Source organism: Falsiruegeria sp. JB4-1 (genome assembly GCF_055693495.1).
Genome location: NZ_JBVFTZ010000001.1, coordinates 1,270,944 through 1,288,096 on the forward strand (window position 1 = coordinate 1,270,944; position 17,153 = coordinate 1,288,096).

18 protein-coding genes and 1 pseudogene are annotated in these 17,153 nt (G+C 58.0%); 10 read left to right on the forward strand and 9 right to left on the reverse strand.

The genetic code is table 11. The features are described 5' to 3' along the window. Nucleotides 1-13 precede the first annotated feature (13 nt). The 4 genes from ACZ1HE_RS06505 to ACZ1HE_RS06520 all read right to left on the reverse strand — a co-directional run bounded on the left by ACZ1HE_RS06505 (nucleotide 14) and on the right by ACZ1HE_RS06520 (nucleotide 3,253). Complete coding sequence (locus tag ACZ1HE_RS06505; RefSeq protein WP_472620049.1) at nucleotides 14-1,423, reverse strand: type II and III secretion system protein family protein; 1,410 nt, start codon at nucleotides 1,421-1,423, stop codon at nucleotides 14-16. 191 nt (nucleotides 1,424-1,614) lie between these two features. Further along, the gene (cpaB, locus tag ACZ1HE_RS06510; protein ID WP_472620050.1) at nucleotides 1,615-2,472 is read right to left on the reverse strand and encodes a Flp pilus assembly protein CpaB; all 858 of its coding nucleotides are present in this window, start codon (nucleotides 2,470-2,472) and stop codon (nucleotides 1,615-1,617) included. A gap of 320 nt (nucleotides 2,473-2,792) precedes the next feature. Continuing rightward, complete coding sequence (locus ACZ1HE_RS06515) at nucleotides 2,793-2,978, reverse strand: hypothetical protein (protein WP_472620051.1); 186 nt, start codon at nucleotides 2,976-2,978, stop codon at nucleotides 2,793-2,795. 89 nt (nucleotides 2,979-3,067) lie between these two features. After that, nucleotides 3,068-3,253, reverse strand: coding sequence for a hypothetical protein (locus tag ACZ1HE_RS06520; protein ID WP_472620052.1), 186 nt, complete (start codon nucleotides 3,251-3,253; stop codon nucleotides 3,068-3,070). 354 nt (nucleotides 3,254-3,607) lie between these two features. Here ACZ1HE_RS06520 and ACZ1HE_RS06525 point away from each other — a divergent pair, with 354 nt between their 5' ends. Next, nucleotides 3,608-4,426, forward strand: coding sequence for a lytic transglycosylase domain-containing protein (locus ACZ1HE_RS06525; protein ID WP_472620053.1), 819 nt, complete (start codon nucleotides 3,608-3,610; stop codon nucleotides 4,424-4,426). Nucleotides 4,427-4,474: 48 nt separating this feature from the next. Here ACZ1HE_RS06525 and ACZ1HE_RS06530 read toward each other — a convergent pair whose 3' ends face one another. The 3 genes from ACZ1HE_RS06530 to topA form a co-directional block, all read right to left on the reverse strand. After that, nucleotides 4,475-5,104, reverse strand: coding sequence for a 3-oxoacid CoA-transferase subunit B (locus tag ACZ1HE_RS06530; protein WP_472620054.1), 630 nt, complete (start codon nucleotides 5,102-5,104; stop codon nucleotides 4,475-4,477). A gap of 12 nt (nucleotides 5,105-5,116) precedes the next feature. After that, nucleotides 5,117-5,833, reverse strand: a complete 717-nt coding sequence (locus tag ACZ1HE_RS06535; RefSeq protein ID WP_472620055.1) for a CoA transferase subunit A — start codon at nucleotides 5,831-5,833, stop codon at nucleotides 5,117-5,119. 134 nt (nucleotides 5,834-5,967) lie between these two features. Next, nucleotides 5,968-8,652, reverse strand: a complete 2,685-nt coding sequence (topA, locus tag ACZ1HE_RS06540; RefSeq protein WP_472620056.1) for a type I DNA topoisomerase — start codon at nucleotides 8,650-8,652, stop codon at nucleotides 5,968-5,970. Nucleotides 8,653-8,784: 132 nt separating this feature from the next. Here topA and ACZ1HE_RS06545 point away from each other — a divergent pair, with 132 nt between their 5' ends. After that, nucleotides 8,785-9,222 carry a hypothetical protein gene (locus ACZ1HE_RS06545; protein WP_472620057.1) on the forward strand — a complete coding sequence of 146 codons (438 nt, stop codon included), beginning with the start codon at nucleotides 8,785-8,787 and terminating at the stop codon, nucleotides 9,220-9,222. Nucleotides 9,223-9,225: 3 nt separating this feature from the next. On the opposite strand, the gene dprA is transcribed toward ACZ1HE_RS06545, so the two are convergent. Further along, nucleotides 9,226-10,296 (reverse strand): DNA-processing protein DprA, encoded by a 1,071-nt coding sequence (dprA, locus tag ACZ1HE_RS06550; protein ID WP_472620058.1) that lies wholly within the window; start codon nucleotides 10,294-10,296, stop codon nucleotides 9,226-9,228. A gap of 337 nt (nucleotides 10,297-10,633) precedes the next feature. Between dprA and ACZ1HE_RS06555 the strand changes: the two genes are divergently transcribed. Then, a complete protein-coding gene (locus ACZ1HE_RS06555; protein ID WP_472620059.1) occupies nucleotides 10,634-10,885 on the forward strand; it encodes a hypothetical protein in 252 nt (83 codons plus the stop codon). Beyond that, complete coding sequence (locus ACZ1HE_RS06560; RefSeq protein ID WP_472620060.1) at nucleotides 10,882-11,289, forward strand: hypothetical protein; 408 nt, start codon at nucleotides 10,882-10,884, stop codon at nucleotides 11,287-11,289. Before ACZ1HE_RS06555 ends, ACZ1HE_RS06560 begins: the two co-directional genes overlap by 4 nt. A 7-nt stretch (nucleotides 11,290-11,296) precedes the next feature. Here ACZ1HE_RS06560 and tldD read toward each other — a convergent pair. Beyond that, a pseudogene (gene tldD, locus ACZ1HE_RS06565) lies at nucleotides 11,297-12,719 on the reverse strand (metalloprotease TldD). A gap of 176 nt (nucleotides 12,720-12,895) precedes the next feature. Here tldD and coxB point away from each other — a divergent pair. From coxB to ACZ1HE_RS06595, 6 genes are all read left to right on the forward strand, one after another. Further along, entirely contained in the window at nucleotides 12,896-13,732 is an 837-nt protein-coding gene (gene coxB / locus ACZ1HE_RS06570) for a cytochrome c oxidase subunit II (protein ID WP_472620061.1), read from the forward strand. A 106-nt stretch (nucleotides 13,733-13,838) separates the two neighbouring features. Next, a complete protein-coding gene (gene cyoE / locus ACZ1HE_RS06575) occupies nucleotides 13,839-14,798 on the forward strand; it encodes a heme o synthase (RefSeq protein ID WP_472620062.1) in 960 nt (319 codons plus the stop codon). Further along, nucleotides 14,795-14,959: a hypothetical protein gene (locus tag ACZ1HE_RS06580; protein WP_472620063.1), complete on the forward strand. Its 165-nt coding sequence runs from the start codon at nucleotides 14,795-14,797 to the stop codon at nucleotides 14,957-14,959. Before cyoE ends, ACZ1HE_RS06580 begins: the two co-directional genes overlap by 4 nt. Beyond that, a complete protein-coding gene (locus tag ACZ1HE_RS06585) occupies nucleotides 14,959-15,534 on the forward strand; it encodes a cytochrome c oxidase assembly protein (protein WP_472620064.1) in 576 nt (191 codons plus the stop codon). Before ACZ1HE_RS06580 ends, ACZ1HE_RS06585 begins: the two co-directional genes overlap by 1 nt. A 23-nt stretch (nucleotides 15,535-15,557) precedes the next feature. Continuing rightward, on the forward strand, nucleotides 15,558-16,370 hold the full coding sequence (locus tag ACZ1HE_RS06590; RefSeq protein ID WP_472620065.1) for a cytochrome c oxidase subunit 3: 813 nt from the start codon (nucleotides 15,558-15,560) through the stop codon (nucleotides 16,368-16,370). A gap of 108 nt (nucleotides 16,371-16,478) precedes the next feature. Beyond that, nucleotides 16,479-17,147 carry an SURF1 family protein gene (locus tag ACZ1HE_RS06595; protein ID WP_472620066.1) on the forward strand — a complete coding sequence of 223 codons (669 nt, stop codon included), beginning with the start codon at nucleotides 16,479-16,481 and terminating at the stop codon, nucleotides 17,145-17,147. The last annotated feature ends 6 nt before the right edge of the window (nucleotides 17,148-17,153 follow it).

Consider the following 17,153-nt stretch of genomic DNA (forward strand, 5'->3'; position numbering starts at 1 on the left):
ATCCATCCCTCTCTTAATCCAGCACGTATCCGTACGAGCCGCTGAAGTCTTGTTTGGCCACTTCTGACGCGGCACCGCTACCAGCCCGTTCTGTGCGGGCGACACGGCCCATGATGAACAGATCGTTTTCCGACGGCGGTTTGACCCGGTCGGTAGGCAAAGCTAATGCTTCGCCACGGGTTGGCGTAACCAGATGCGCTGTCACGATAATGACGAGTTCGGTCTGGCTGCGCTGATAGTTGGCGCTGCGGAACAGGGTACCAAGCACTGGTACATCTCCGAGCCAGGGCAACTGTGAGTTGTTGTCTAGGAATTCATCCTCGATCAGACCGGCGATGGCAAAGCTCTCACCATCCCGCATTTCAACGGTGGTCGTGGTCTCGCGGCGAGAAAAGGCATTGACGTTGATGCCGTTGATTTCAACTGCATTTGCTGGATCAAGTGCCGAAACCGCGGCCAGCAGTTCAAGATTGATCAGGTCGCCGTCAACCACTCGGGGTATGAATTTCAGTTCGATGCCGAAAGGCTTGTATTCGATCGAGAACAACCCATCACGCTGAGCTACCGGAATTGGATATTCTCCGCCAGCAAGGAAGGTTGCTTCCTGGCCGGACAATGCGGACAAATTCGGCTCGGCCAGCGTCCGGACGACGCCTTTACGTTCTAGCGCTTCGATCAGCAGGCGAACCTGCGTTGCACCTGCGCTGAACCCGAACAAGAGGGCTCCGGTGTTTTCATTGGCCGCCGGGATATTGCCGTTGAGCGCTCCCGTAAGGTTGAGTTGGTTGTTCAGGGTGTTTATGCCGCCAGTCGAATTGCCGCCGCTGAAGCCCAACGAAGCGCTGAGCGACTTGGAGACCGATCGCTGCATTTCCGCGAAGCGTACTTTCAGCATAACCTGTTGCACGCCACCGACACTCATCAGGTTGGATACACGCTCAGGGGCGTAGCGTTCCGCCAGATCCAGGGCGCGCTGAAGACGAGCGGCGCTGGAAACAGTGCCCGATAGCACAATGCCGTCGTTGGCGGTGCGGACTTCGATTTTTTCACCCGGCAGGATCTGCCCCAGGCGTTCTTTGAATTCTGTGACATCCGCAGCGACGCGAACGTTGACGTTCGTTATCAAGCGACCGGTCGCGTCCAGCAAAGTCAGCGTGGTCAAACCCGGAGATTTACCCAAAACATAGATCGTCCTGTCCGAAAGGGACGAGATATCTGCAATACTCGGATTAGCGATGCTCAGCTCTGCAAAGGGTTCGTCACTTTCGACGACCACCGCGCGATTCATCGGAACATCCAGCGTTGCCGCAGTGCCCTTTTTCACAACCCGCAAGTTTTCAGCATTTGCTGTTGTCGCGACAATAGGGGTGCACGCTAGTGACAGCCCCATCAGGGCCGCTTTGATCCATCCATCAATCTTCATGTGACCTGCCTCTCCGATCACGCCTCGAAACCGGGTCTTGTTGCCCGCTCTTTCCGGTACTGTGCGCCAGATAAGTTTTTTTGCAAGAATCAATGGTTTCCGGTCGCTTTCTTATGTGATGTCCGGGCAACAACGCACAAAAGAGGGCGCACGTTTCGTGCGCCCTAATTCCGTAACTGCCTGAATTACTGTCAGTTTGTGCAAGGAATTGGAATTTCCATGACTTCGGCCCCTCGACGAGTGCGGATCGTGCAAACCTTTTCTTCGACCGCTTGCGGAGCTGCTTCAAGTTCGCCCAAACCTAAAAGTGAACGCTGGTTAACTTCAACAGCTGCGGCGATCGTGTCATCTTCTGCTCCGACCAAGGACAGAGACAGGCGACCAGTCGTCTGAGCCTGGGCCAATGCTGCAACTTGCTCGGGGCGCGCAGCCACAGTGACTGTTCGTGCGATAGTGGCACCGGTTAGATCACCGTCGGCGATCTGATCAACCGCGATCAAGCTAATACCTGCTTGAATCAAACGGGTGACTTCGCCGTGTGCGCCTTCTACGGTATCCGCAATGTTGCCAGTCCAATAGACGTCGACCCGGTCACCGGGGCGAAGGAACCCGGACACACCCGAGGATACGTCCACGCTGATTGCAAAAGCCCGCATCCCGCGTGCCAACTGCGACGTCAGCCCCGCATCTTCACCAGGAGCGGTAACCTTGATGTTCATGATCGCTTCGTCTTTTTCCATTGCGCGCAGGACGAAGCGGTTGTCTTCGGTGTTTTCCGGGAACAACACGTTCATTTCTGAAAATGAACCTTCGGGAATGGAACTGACGGGCCATTTAACAGCGCGTACATCTTCCTGATTTAGGCGTTCGCCGTATTTCAATGCCCGCGTCGCTACATATACATCCTGAGTGGGCACAACGGCCTGGCGCGCCAAGCGTTCACGGGCCAGCTCATCCTTGTGAGCGGAAATGTATTTCTGGGCCATCATGACCGCTCCACCGGCCAAAGCGACCCCGACGATCAACACCAATCCAAATACTGCTCGCATGACTGCACCTCTACTTGATATCCAATTCGCGACTTCGAGGTCATTCCCCCCTCGACGCAAACACCCACTGTGTGAACTAACGGCCAATTGTGTCACAAAAGGGGACAATGATGGCCAATTCGGTGATTGTTGATATTATTTTGCTCTAATTTTCTGCACGTGACCGCGCATGAGTCTGGGTATTCAAAAACGAAAAGCAGCCGTGTGGCTGCGATCGCGATCATCACTCGGGTTTGCAGACAACGCGAGTAGATGAAACTTGAAAACCAGACTTGTCTTGACTGAAACCGGACCCGCCCTGGGCGGCTTAGTATTCCAGATTAGTCAAGCGAGACTTCATGATCCGAAAGCGCATTGCTGAGATTTGATGAAACATCTCCGGTTGGCCCATGAAGTGCAGTAATTGTGGCACCAGCCAATCCAACTACGGCAGCGGTTAGAACAACCCAATCAACTGTGACAGCTCCGTCTTCATCCTGAGCTATGGTTCTTAGCTTCTCCCACATGTCACTTTTCCTTTGGCAGCTTTTAGACAAAATGGGGCCACGCCTTAATCAGACGCGGCCCCTCAAATTTTTCGGCTTCGCGCCTCAGCTTAGTCGAGCGAAACGGTCTCGGTCGACAGAGCGGTGTCGATGTTGCCCGCCAGAGCCGAAGTACCGTCGCTGATGCCTTGGTATGCAACGCCTGCCAGAGCAACAACGGCTGCGGTCAGAACGACCCAGTCAACAGTTACGGCGCCGTTTTCGTCTTTACGGAAGTTTTTGATGAACTTGATCATGGTATGTCCCTCCTAAGGATCACTTGATTTGGTTGTCTCACCCTCGGTGACCTTCGAACCTGCTCTCTCTCGTTGGCCCGTGTCCGCCGTGGTATGAATGTATATTTGCCTGTGGTGCGTGGCAGGATTTGGGCCAAAAACAGAAATTTTCTGCCTGAATTTAACTTTTTGCTTAGAATTCTGGTAATGGCATGAAAATAAAGGAAAAAAAATTGAAAGTTTACACCTAACACCCTATTGAGCGATGCAAAATGGTGCCAAATGGGGCAAAATCGCCCTATTTCGGCGGGTTTTTCTGGCTTTGAGGCGGCATTTCAGAAAGAAAAACAAAAAACATATCAATGAGGCGAGCAGATGAACCTCAGGAAAATTGCACTATGCGCCGTGGCGCTGGCTATTGTTCTGCCCGTGGGAGGGACAGCGCAGTCTCCTGCGCCGTTCCCAGACTTCAAGGCCAAGCGCGTCAAAGCTCCTCCGCCGGGCAGCCGACCCAGAATCACGATTCAAATTGATCCGTCTGATCAGATCGCGCCGCCCAAAGCAAAACAAACCAAGAAACCGGCTGAGGATGGCTCAGTGCGGGATGCGCCCGGCAGATATGCGTGGTTTTGGGACAAGATTTCGCCAGACCTGGACAACTCCCGCCCCGGTCGGCTGGATGATGCAATGATGGCCTTGTCTGCAACCGATGGTGTGTCAGTACCTCGATTGCAGTTCTTACAGGACATCGCGCAGGAACGTGGCATACCGATTCTTCGCTCAACCATAGGGACGGATGTTTCACCGGCATTGGTTTTGGCCGTGATCGCGGTTGAGTCGGCTGGTAAAGAGGAAGCGGTCAGTGGGGCAGGGGCTCAGGGACTCATGCAGTTGATGCCCGCCACCGCGGCCCGCTTTGGGGTGAAGGACAGTCTGAAACCTGAAGAGAACATTGCAGGCGGGGTGAAGTACCTGGATTGGTTGATGGGCGAATTCGACAGCGACCCAATCATGGTATTGGCTGGATATAATGCGGGCGAAGGATCGGTTAAAGAGCACAAAGGTGTTCCGCCGTTCGCCGAAACACGCGATTATGTGCCAAAAGTTCTGGCCGCATTTCAGGTCGCGCGCGGGTTGTGTAAAACACCACCTCAATTGATCTCAGACGGGTGCGTCTTTACTTCGATGAAATGAAATAGGCCCGCCGTTGAAGGCGGGCCATTGCACTCAGCGTAGGGGTGATCAATTCACGATTGTGGCTTGGGTCGCTGCGCGGAGCTCTTCTTCGCTCACGCCGTCAGCAGTTTCCACGATCTTCAATCCGCCCTCGACCACGTCTAGGACGCCCAGATTGGTAATGATACGATCGACCACCGATTTGCCGGTCAGCGGCAGGGTGCATTCTTTCAGTACCTTGCTGTCGCCGTGCTTGTTGGTGTGGTCCATGACGACAACCACGCGGCCAACACCTGCCACCAGGTCCATCGCGCCGCCCATGCCCTTGACCAGCTTGCCGGGGATCATCCAGTTCGCCAAATCGCCGTTCTCGGCCACTTCCATCGCGCCAAGGATCGCCATGGCGATCTTGCCGCCACGGATCATCGCAAAGCTCTGCGCTGAGTCAAAGTAAGCGGTCTGGGGCAGTTCGGTGATGGTCTGCTTGCCTGCGTTGATCAGGTCAGCGTCCTCTTCACCTTCAACAGGGAAGGGGCCCATGCCCAGCATGCCGTTTTCCGACTGCAGGGTCACTTCGACACCCTCGGGGATGTAGTTGGACACCAGCGTCGGAATGCCGATGCCAAGGTTCACGTACCAGCCGTCCTGCAGCTCTTGTGCCGCGCGGGCGGCCATTTGATTACGGTCCCATGCCATGATGCGGTCTCCTTATGCTGCCGGGCGCGTGGTGCGCTGTTCGATGCGTTTCTCGTGATCGCCCTGGATGATGCGATGCACATAGATGCCGGGCAGGTGGATCGAATCCGGGTCCAGCGAGCCTGTGGGCACGATTTCCTCAACCTCGACGACACAAACCTTGCCGCAGGTGGCGGTCGGCGCGTTGAAGTTGCGCGCGGTCTTGCGGAACACCAGATTGCCGGTCTCATCCGCTTTCCACGCCTTGACGATGGCCAGATCGGCAAAGAGACCCTCTTCCATGATGTAGTCTTCCATCGCGCCGTCGGGGCCGGTGGGGAATTGCTTTTCCATCTTGCCGTCGGCGATCACGGTGCCCACGCCGGTCTTGGTAAAGAAACCGGGAATGCCCGCGCCACCGGCGCGCATACGCTCGGCCAGGGTGCCTTGCGGGTTGAACTCAAGCTCAAGCTCGCCCGACAGATACTGGCGCATGAACTCGGCGTTCTCGCCCACGTACGAGCTGATCATTTTCTTGACCTGTTTGGTCTGCAACAGGATACCGATGCCGAAATCATCGACGCCTGCGTTGTTGGACGCAAATGTCAGATCCTTGGTGCCTGCATCTTTGATGGCGTCGAGCAACAGCTCGGGAATGCCGCACAGACCGAAGCCACCGGCCGCGATGAACATGCCGTCGTGCAGCAGCCCGTCGAGCGCCTCGGCGGCGTTGGCGTAAACTTTCTTCATGGAAAACTCCCCCAATGACTTGGTGATAAAAGGCCTTGTGCCGCCGCGTCACGGCGAAGTCAACAAAGCGCAGGGGGCGCTGGTATTTCTACCTAGTCACTGGTCGGACCTGATGGCCCGGCCAGCCAAGGATATCAGCCTTCAGCGGCTTTCTTGGTTGCCGGTTTCTTGGCGGCGGTCTTTTTCGCGGTGGTCTTCTTAGCGGTCGCCTTCTTCTTTGGCGCTGCTTTCTTCTTGGTGCCCTTCTTGGCCGCCTTTTCGTTGACCAGTTCAACGGCCATCTCGACGGTCACATCCTCGGGCTTGACGTCCTTGGGTAGGGTCGCGTTGACCTTTTCCCACTTCACATAGGCGCCATAGCGCCCGTCCAGCACACTCATCGCGCCGCCATCGGGGTGATCGCCCAGTTCCTTGAGCGGCTTGGCCGCAGCCCGACCCCGTCCGCGTGGGTTGTTGCGCTTTTCGGTCAACAGCTCGACGGCATGGTTCATGCCGATCTCGAAGACATCGTTGGGATCCTTGACGTTGGCATAGACCGGTTTCGCCTCATCCGGCAGTTGGTGCATGATGTAAGGACCAAATCGGCCAAAGTTCGAACTGATCATGCCACCCTCGGGGTGCTCGCCGATCTGACGCGGCAGGCTCAGCAGAACCAGTGCCTTTTCCAGATCCAAATCATCCTTGGACCAGCCGCGCGGCAACGAGGCGCGCGGGGGCTTCTTGACCTCTTCAGTGGGCTCGCCACGCTGGACATATGGACCAAAGCGACCCGCCTTGAGCCAGATCTCATCCTCGCCATCCATGCCCAGCATGCGCTCGTCACCCTCGGCCCCTTCGCCTGCGATGGGGCGGGTGTACCGGCATTCAGGATAGTTACCGCAGCCGACGAACCCGCCGGTGCGCGAGGTTTTCAGATGCAGCTGACCGGTGCCGCACTTGGGGCATACACGCGGATCAGAGCCATCTTCGCGCGGCGGATAGAGCTGCGGCGCCAATACCTCGTCCAGCTTGTCGAGCACTTCGGAAATCCGCAGCTCGGACGTTTCACCGATCGCGGCCGAGAAATCACGCCAGAACTTGGCCAGCAGTTCCTTGTAATCCCCGTCGCCCGCGCTGATGTGGTCCAGTTGGCTTTCCAGGTTCGCGGTGAATTCATACCCGACATACTGGCGGAAGAAATTCAGCAAAAAGATCGTGACGATCCGCCCCTTCTCCTCGGGGATCAGGCGGTTCTTGTCCTTGCGCACATATTCACGGTCCTGAATCGTGGTCACGATCGACGCATAGGTCGACGGACGCCCGATGCCCAACTCCTCCATCCGCTTAACCAGTGTGGCTTCGGTATAACGAGGCGGGGGCTGTGTGTGGTGCTGCAACGCGAGAACAGATTCGTTTTCTGTCAGAATCGCCTCTTTGGCGATTTTGGCGCCTTCAGTCACCTGCACTTCGCCGCTTGCCTTGGCAAACTGATCGGCCAGCGAGGTTTTGGCGAACACAGCCGGTTCACCCTGCATGATCTGGGGCAGGCGCTTGTCGTCCTCGTCTGCCACATCATCGCGACCCTCTTCATAGACGCGCATGAACCCATCAAACAACACAACCTGACCCGTGGCACGCAGGCCAACCTGGCCATCGTTGCTGCCAATCTCGACCGTAGTGCGTTCCAGACGCGCGGCGGCCATCTGACAGGCTAGCGTGCGTTTCCAGATCAGATCATAAAGCTTGCGCTGATCATCCTCGATTTTCAGCTGCGAGGCATCCTTGGTCATATCCGTCGGGCGGATACATTCGTGTGCCTCTTGCGCGTTCTTGGCCTTGTTCTTGTACATGCGCGGGCTGTCGGGCACGTAGTCCGCGCCATAGCGATCTGCGATGGCATCGCGCGCCGCCGCCACGGCCTCGGGCGCCATGTCGATGCCGTCGGTCCGCATATAAGTAATGTAACCCGCTTCATACAGCCGCTGCGCCGTGCTCATGGTCTGGCGCGCGCCCATGCCGAACTTGCGGCTGGCTTCTTGCTGCAGGGTCGAGGTCATGAAGGGCGCAGATGGGTTGCGGTTGGCAGGCTTCGCCTCGACCGACTGCACACTCAGTGCACGAGAGGTGATCGCCTGCACGGCCAATTCGGCCTGCGTGACGTTGGTCAGGTCCATCTTGTCGAGTTTGTTGCCCGCCAGTTTGACCAGCCGTGCTTCATAGGTCTGACCGCGCGGCGTGTCGAACAGCGCCTTGACCGACCAGTATTCCACCGGCTTGAAGGCTTCGATTTCCATCTCGCGCTCGACGATCAGGCGCAGGCAGACGGATTGCACCCGGCCTGCCGATTTCGCACCGGGCAGCTTGCGCCACAAAACGGGCGACAGGTTGAACCCCACGAGATAATCCAGCGCGCGGCGGGCAAGATAGGCCTCGACCAGGGGCATGTCGACCTGGCGCGGGTTCTGCATCGCCTCGGTCACGGCGGATTTGGTGATCGCATTGAACACCACCCGGCTGACCGGTGTGTCCTTCTTGATCGAACGCCGTTTGGTCAGCGCCTCTTGCAGGTGCCAACTGATTGCCTCGCCCTCGCGGTCGGGGTCGGTCGCGAGGATCAGTTCGTTGTCTTCTTTCAGCGCATCCGCGATGGCTTTGACATGTTTGCGGCTGTCGTTTCCGACCTCCCATTTCATGTCAAACTCGTTCTCAGTATCGACCGATCCATCCTTGGGTGGCAGGTCGCGAACATGACCGTATGAGGCTAAGACTGTGTAGTCCGAGCCAAGATACTTGTTGATTGTTTTGGCCTTGGCTGGCGATTCTACAACAACTACAGGCATTTAGGGGTAAACCTCATTAAGCGGATACGGCGCGTTCTATGGCCGGGCAAGATGTGGGGTGCAAGGGGCGATTGTCAATCCGTGCCGTTTCGGCGCAGGATTTACGAAGCGTTTTTGGTACAGGGGGCAGGAATGCGTGCAGTTTGGGTGGTTGTATTGTGGGTGATGTTTGCGACGTCAGCGCAGGCTTGGACGGAACCCGCGCGCGGCGGTCAAACACGCAGTGACCTGATGAGCGCCTTGCGCCCGCTGGCCGAATGGCAGTTGGGCGCGCCGGTGCAGTTTGTGGTGAACGATCTGCGGGTGGATGGCGATGTCGCCTATGGGTCGCTGTCTCCGCAAAGACCGGGTGGTTCCGAAATCGACTTGTATTCCACCCCGGCTTACAGGCGGGGCGCACTAAGTTATGAAGAACTCGATGGCCTACGGTTTGACGTGCTCTACCGGAAGTCCGGCACCGTATGGGTCGCCGTGCAATGGTCGATTGGCGCGACTGACGTCTGGTGGTCCGCGCCAGAGTTTTGCGCGACATGGCGCCATGTGACACCCGAGGTTTGTCAGGGACAATAACTTTCAGTGCGCCAATGACAGCAAGCCACCCGCCTGACGGTTGATCTTGCCATCCAGCTCCAGATCCACCAACGCCGGACCCACATCCCCGGCCGAGGCCTGCAGGTCGCGGATCAACTGATCCTCGGCCACGGGCGATGGTCCAAGCCGGTTCAGGATCTGTGTGTGCAGTTGTGCGGTTTCCTGCAACGTGCGCTTTTGCGCGGGCACGGGTGCCTCTTGCAGGACCTGATCCAAAGCCAAGTGCGGCTGCTCGGGCTCTTGCATCGGCAGGGCGGCAATCACGTCATCGGCGTTGCGCACCAACTGGGCACCATCGCGGATCAGCATGTTGCAGCCAGCGGCGCGTGCATCAAAGGGGTGGCCCGGCACCGCCAGAACCTCACGCCCTTGGTCCAGCGCATCGCGCGCTGTGATCAGGCTGCCGGATTTGGCCGCCGCTTCGACCACAACAACCGCCTGAGACATGCCCGAGATGATGCGGTTGCGTCGGGGGAAATGGCGTGCCTGCGGGCGCAGGCCCATCGGTTGTTCTGAAATACGCAGACCCTGCTGGGCAATATCATTGGCCAGCCCGGCATTCTCTGACGGATAAATCACGTCGACACCACCGGCCATAACTGCCACGGTTCCCGTCTTCAAAGACGCCAGATGCGCCGCCGTATCAATGCCACGCGCCAGCCCTGACACAATGACGTTGTCCTTGGCCCCCAAATCATGAGCCAAAGCCCGGGCCATTCGCGCACCCAGAGAACTGCAATTGCGAGCGCCGACCATCGCTATCATTGACTGGGTCACTAGTGACGTATCGCCAATCGCCCACAACAGGGGCGGCGCGTCCGAGATATCGGCAAGAAACTTGGGGTAAAGAGCATCGCCCAGGCACAAAAGCCGCGCTTTGGCGGCCTTTGCAGCCTTGAGCTCTGCAGAAATTACACCGGCTGGACAGATTTCATAGTCCTTTTCACCGGCAGCGCGCGCCACTTCGGGCAACGCGGCAAGCGCGTTCTGCGCTGTGCCATGTTCGCTCAGGAGACGCCGAAACGTTGTCGGCCCGACCCGTCGCGAGCGCAAAAGACGGAGCCACGAAAACCGATCATCTTCCGTGGTGGGTGGGAGTGGGGGTGATTGGAAGAATTCAGTTCCTCGGTCATCCTGTGCTCCGCCTTGTTGCAGTTCAAGGTTTACAGGTGAGGGGGTTAACGCGCGGTGAATCGACTAAAATTTATTCCGTTTCTTCTTCGTGTTTTTGACTAATCCGCCGTTTCCATTTGAAATCAAATGAAAAAAATACTGAACGGAGGAGCACATCCCCCAAGCAGACAAGGCTGTTGCAGCAGAATCGCACGGGAAAAACGGCCGCTGACTTTACATTGTTGACTCATGTTACCTGTGTACCTAGATAACAATTATGATCAAAAAACCAGAACGCGTTCAGACCGGCATACGCATCGAAAAACGGTTGTTGAAAACCCTCAAGGCGCTGGCCGAACACCTCGATATGTCCCTTGGCGACCTGATCGAGGGCATGGCTCTGCATAGCTTTGAAGGAAAACCGCCCTTTTCGGACGAAACGCTTGCGAAAATCGAAAAACTCAAAAGCGTCTATGACCTGGACTGGACTGCCGCCGACAGTCACATGTTCAAAGAGGACAACACATGACCCACCCCCAAACCTCGGACCTCACGCAGGCGTTTGAAGCGCATGAGATCGACAACACCCAGTTCGGGCATGCCGAGCATGTGCAGGTCGCTTATGAGCTGTTGCAGAAGTACGATTTCATTGATGCCGCAGCGATCTATGCAAAGGGCATTCGCACTCTGGCCGCCGCCGCCGGGGCGCCGCAGAAATTCAACCTAACGATCACATATGCCTTCATGAGCCTGATTGCCGAGCGGCAGATCCAGTCAACACAGGGCGATTTTTCGGGGTTCGTGGCCGAAAACCCCGATCTGATGTCAAAAGACGTCCTGTTGCAGTGGTACGGCAAAAGCCGACTGACATCGGACACCGCGCGCAGCGTGTTTCTGATGCCGGAACCGGCTCAGACCATGCGCGCGGCGTAAGCGCTCGTCAGGCGGCAGAACCACCCACGGTCAGCCCGTCCATCAACACAGTCGGCTGGCCGACACCCACGGGCACCCATTGCCCGTCCTTGCCGCAATTTCCCATGCCGGGATCCAACGCCATGTCGTTGCCAAGGCCCCGGATCCGTTTCAGGGCAGATGCCCCATCGCCAATCAGGGTCGCGCCCTTGACCGGCGCGCCTATCTTACCGTTTTCGACGCGGTAGGCCTCGGTGCAGGAGAACACGAACTTGCCGTTGGTAATGTCGACCTGACCTCCACCAAAGCCCACGGCCCAGATACCATCCTTAATCTGCGCGACCAGATCCGCCGGATCAGCCTGACCGCCCAACATGTAGGTGTTGGTCATGCGTGGCATGGGTTTGTGCGCATAGCTTTGGCGACGCCCGTTGCCGGTGGGGGCGACCCCCATAAGCCGTGCGTTCTGGCGGTCCTGCATATAGCCCACTAGAATGCCGTCCTCGATCAGCGTGGTCTTGTTCGATGGCGTGCCTTCGTCATCCACGGTAATCGACCCGCGCCTATCCGGGATGGTGCCATCATCCAGCACGGTCACGCCCTTGGCCGCCACTTGTTGCCCCATCAGCCCCGCAAAGGCCGAACTGCCCTTGCGGTTGAAATCACCCTCCAGCCCGTGACCGATGGCTTCGTGCAGCAAGATGCCGGGCCAGCCGGGGCCAAGCGCCACTTCCATCACACCTGCGGGGGCAGGGACTGCCTCAAGGTTTACCAAAGCCACCCGCAGCGCCTCGCGCGCCTTGGCCTGCCAATCTACCGGGTCGATCAACCCGTCCAGTCCCACACGTCCGCCACCCCCGGCGCTACCGGATCTCGCGTCGGCCATTCTGTTCGACGATGACTGACACGTTCACACGGGTCATCGGACGCACATCGCGTACATGCACACCGTCGGGGCGTAGGATCTCGACCTCTTGCAAGGAGGCTGCCAGCGATGCCGAAACCTGAACCACACGGGAATCCAGATCGCGGGCAAAAGCGTCGATCTCGCGCAGCGTCTCGATCTTGACCGGAAATGAGGCGGATTCGATCGGGTCGTCGTCGGTATAGAGATGCGTGTTGGTGCGGGCAGGGGCCTCGGCCGTGGTGCCGCCTCCTGCGCCGACTGCAAGCCGTGCTGTTTCAGCCGCCCGCTTCATCGCTGCGATCGACACCTCGGTCGAATGGGCATAGCCGGTCACGTCGCCTTGAACCGCGCGCAGACCAAACCCCTCAGACGCATCATAAGACGCAGAGCGCAGCCGCCCGTCGTCAAACACCAGTGATTCGGATTTTCGCCGTTCTACAAAGACTTCTCCGTCATCGGCCCCATCGGTTGCCCCTTGCAGGACAGACAGGGCGTCATCCATGGGAAGAACGGTTTCAAAAGGTCGAAAGGTGTCCTGGGACATGCGCGGGGCCTCGTTCATTTGATCCAGATCAAAAATAGCGTCTGTTTGACGCAAGCATTTTGCTTTATCTGCCACCCGGAATATGATTTTTAGCGTCGACAAAGACAATGGGAGCGGTGCGTTTTGATTCACCGTGCCCCGTCAGGGACAAAAAGATCAAACGATCAGGACACGAAATGAAAAACCTTTTCACGCTTACGGGGCTGTTTGCCACACTTCTCAGCCTGCCCGCCGCGGCGCAAGATCTGGAAATCATCGGCAAGCCCGTCGACGGCGCCATGGGCTTTCAGCCTGCGGCAACTGGTCTGGCCTCCGAATTGCACTGGTTGGACAACCTGCTTCTGATCATCATCACTGTGATCTGCTTGTTTGTTGCCGGTCTGATCCTTTACGTGATCCTGCGCTTCAACCGCCGCGCAAACCCGAACCCCTCATCGTTCACTCACAACACCCCGATCGAGATCCTGTGGACCCTTGGTCCGATCGTTATCTTGGTGGGCATCGGTGCCTTCAGCCTTCCGGTGCTGTTCAACCAGCAGGAAATCCCCGAAGGTGACATCACCATTAAGGTGACCGGCTACCAGTGGTACTGGGGTTATGAATACGTTGACCACGAGTTTGGCTTCGAAAGCTTCATGCTGGGCCGTGAAGGTCTAGAAGACGCCGGTTACAGCCAGGATGAATACCTGCTGGCCACCGACACCGCCGTTGTCGTGCCTGTTGGCAAGACCGTCGTGATGCAGGTGACCGGTGCGGACGTGATCCACTCGTGGACCATCCCGGCCTTTGGCGTGAAGCAGGACGCGGTTCCCGGTCGTCTGGCCGAGCTGTGGTTCAAAGCCGACAAAGAAGGCATCTACTTCGGCCAGTGCTCCGAGCTGTGTGGTAAGGACCACGCTTATATGCCGATCACCGTCAAAGTGGTCAGCGAAGAAGCTTATGAAGAGTGGCTGAAAGGCGCGATCGAAGAGTATGCGGGCGTTCCGCAGACCTATCAGGTCGCCTCGAACTAAGGTTCGGATGACAGACGGACGGGGTGCGCTGGGCGTGCCCCGACGCAGCCGAAAGTAAGATGTAAGGTGCGCCACGCGGCGCATTTTTCGCCCCGAAGGACCCAAGATGACCGACGCAAGCATCAACGCCAGCACCCAGAGCCAGACACAAGGCTATGAGGACGAGGCCAGCTTTGGCGATTACTTCGCGCTGCTGAAACCGCGCGTGATGTCTCTGGTCGTGTTCACGGCCTTTGTTGGTCTGGTGGCGGCACCAATATCGGTGCATCCGGTCGTTGGCTTCTGCGCCATCTTGTTCATCGCCATCGGTGGCGGCGCATCTGGTGCGCTGAACATGTGGTGGGATGCTGACATCGACCGTGTGATGAAGCGCACCAAGGGCCGCCCGATCCCGTCGGGGAAAGTGCAGGAAGGCGAGGCGCTGAGCCTTGGTCTGGCGCTGTCCGGTCTGTCGGTGATCATGCTGGCGCTGGCGACCAATGTGTTTGCCGGCCTGTTCCTGGCCTTCACCATCTTCTTCTACGTCGTCATCTACTCGATGTGGCTGAAACGCTCGACCCCGCAGAACATTGTGATCGGCGGCGCGGCGGGTGCGTTCCCACCCGTGATCGGCTGGATCGCGGCAACTGGAACGATGGCGGTTGAACCCTGGCTGATGTTTGCCCTTGTGTTCATGTGGACCCCGCCGCATTTCTGGGCCTTGGCGCTATTCATGCGTTCGGACTATGACGATGCGGGCGTGCCGATGCTGACCGTGACCCACGGTCGCCGCGCCACCCGTGTACACATCCTGGTCTATACCGCGCTGCTGGCTTTGCTTGCCGTTGGCGCTGCGTTCTCAGGCATCGGCGGCCCGATCTACCTGACCGTTGCTGTGGTGCTGAACGCCATGTTCTTGCACGGCGCCTGGAAGATCTCGCGCCGCACCGAGGACGATTCTGAGGCAGACAACTTCAAGGTTGAGCGCAGCTTCTTCAAGCTTTCGCTGCTCTATCTTTTCCTGCACTTCGGCGCGATCCTGGCCGAAGCTGTCCTGAAACCTTATGGTCTAGGAGGCTGGTCATGAGCCTGCGCAAGGAACATGAACTCCACGGTCGTCGTTATGGCCGCAATCTGGGCGTCGGCCTGACGCTCGCCGCCTTCATCGTGATCGTGTTCAGCCTGACCATCGTCAAGGTGTCGCGTGGGGACTTCCAGATGGTGCCAAACGAGCAGGTGCAGAACTGATGGCGATGAGCGGTCCCCAGAAAACGGTGTTTCAAACCGTTGGCGTGGTTGTCCTGATGGGCAGCTTGGCTTGGGCGTCGGTGCCGTTTTATGACTGGTTCTGCCGGGTCACCGGCTTTGGCGGCGTCACCGGCGTGGCTGCAACCGGTTCGGAAACGATCCTGGATCAAACCATCAAGGTCCGGTTCGACGCGTCCAAAGACCGCGACATGCCATGGGAGTTCAAACCGGTCGAGCGTACCATGGAGGTGCGTATCGGCGAAACCGGGCTGGCGTTCTATGAGGCCTACAACCCCACCGACCGCCCCGTGGCAGGGCAGGCGTCCTACAATGTGACGCCCTATGCCGCCGGTGGCTATTTTGACAAGATTCAGTGCTTCTGCTTCGAAGAGCAGGTGCTGCAACCAGGTGAGCGGGTGCAAATGCCCGTGACCTTCTTTGTCGATCCCGAAATTGTCGAGGATCGAGAAGCCAAGTATGTTCATACGATCACGTTGTCGTATACATTCCACGAAATTGATCTGCCCGAGGGCTATGCTGCCCTTGATACAAAAGCAGACAATCAAACGAACTAAGCCGCTAGGTGAGGGACACTGAAATGGCACACGCTAAAAACCACGATTATCACATTCTACCGCCATCGATCCTGCCTTTCCTGGGCGCGATCGGCGGCTTTGTCATGCTGTTCGGCGCTGTGCTGTGGATGCACGGCATCACGCCTTACATGTTCTGGGGCGGCTTGGTTCTGGTACTCTACACGATGTACGACTGGTGGTCCAAGGTCGTGGTCGAAAGCCGCGTAGGCGACCACACGCCCGTCGTGCGCATCGGCCTGCGCTATGGCTTCATCCTGTTTGTCATGTCCGAAATCATGTTCTTCTTCGCGTGGTTCTGGTCGTTCTTCAAACATGCGATGTATCCGATGCAGGAGTACACCGGCACCGAATACGTCCAGCCCGACATCCACGTGGTTGACGCCTTCCACCTGCCGCTGATCAACACCGTTGTTCTGCTGCTGTCGGGTTGCGCCGTCACCTGGGCGCACCACGCTCTGGCGCACGACAACGACCGCAAGGGCCTGATTCAGGGTCTGGCGATCGGTATCGTTCTGGGCGTCTTCTTTACCTTCCTGCAGGCGTTCGAATACTACGAGCTGCTGGCTCACGAAGGCTGGAAATTCGGCGACGACATCTTCTACTCGAACTTCTTCATGGCCACCGGTTTCCACGGTTTCCACGTTCTGATCGGGACCATCTTCCTGCTGGTCTGCTTGGCGCGTGCGGGCAAGGGTGACTTCACCCCCGAGCAGCACGTCGGGTTCGAGGCCGCCGCATGGTACTGGCACTTTGTTGACGTTGTTTGGCTGTTCCTGTTCTTCGCCGTCTACCTCTGGGGCCAGTCGGTCCTGTAAAGAAAGGCGTCTGGCGGTTGCAAAACGGCTGACAACACGTAACAAGCACAGCGCGCGGGCAGGTCCCGGGCGCTGTTTTCAATTCAACCAGTTGGGCAAGGCACATCCATGGGCCGTTTCCTTTTTCTGCTGATCATCGTGGCCGCTGGCCTCGGGGTGCTGCTCTATCTGGGCACCTGGCAGGTGCAGCGCCTGGCCTGGAAAGAGGGCGTGCTAGCCGAGATCGAGGCCCGCATCGCCGCCGATCCCGTCGCCGTCCCTGATCAGATCGACCGCGAGCGTGACCGCTATCTACCTGTCACCGTGACCGGGGAAATGCTACCGGGCGAAATCCACGTGCTGGTCTCGGTCAAACGCGTTGGCCCCGGATACCGCATCCTGGCCCCGTTTGATGATGGCGCACGCGTGATCATGATCGACCGCGGCTTTGTCCCGCTTGAGGACAAGAATGCCGCCCGCGCCATCGGCCCGATGACGATCACCGGCAACCTGCACTGGCCGGACGAGGTCGACGACTTTACCCCCGAGCCGGATGTCGAGGACGAGATCTGGTTCGCGCGTGAGGTCGACATGGCCTCGGTTGTTTTAGGCGCCGATCCGATCCTTTTGATCGCAAGGTCCAAAACCGACCCGAATGTGACGCCCTTGCCCGTCGACACCAGCGGCATTCCCAACGATCACTTGCAATACGCGGTCACATGGTTTGGCCTGGCCCTTGTCTGGGCCGCCATGAGCGCGTTTTTCCTGTGGCGCACCCGCGCCCGTACAGAGAGCTAGAGAGCG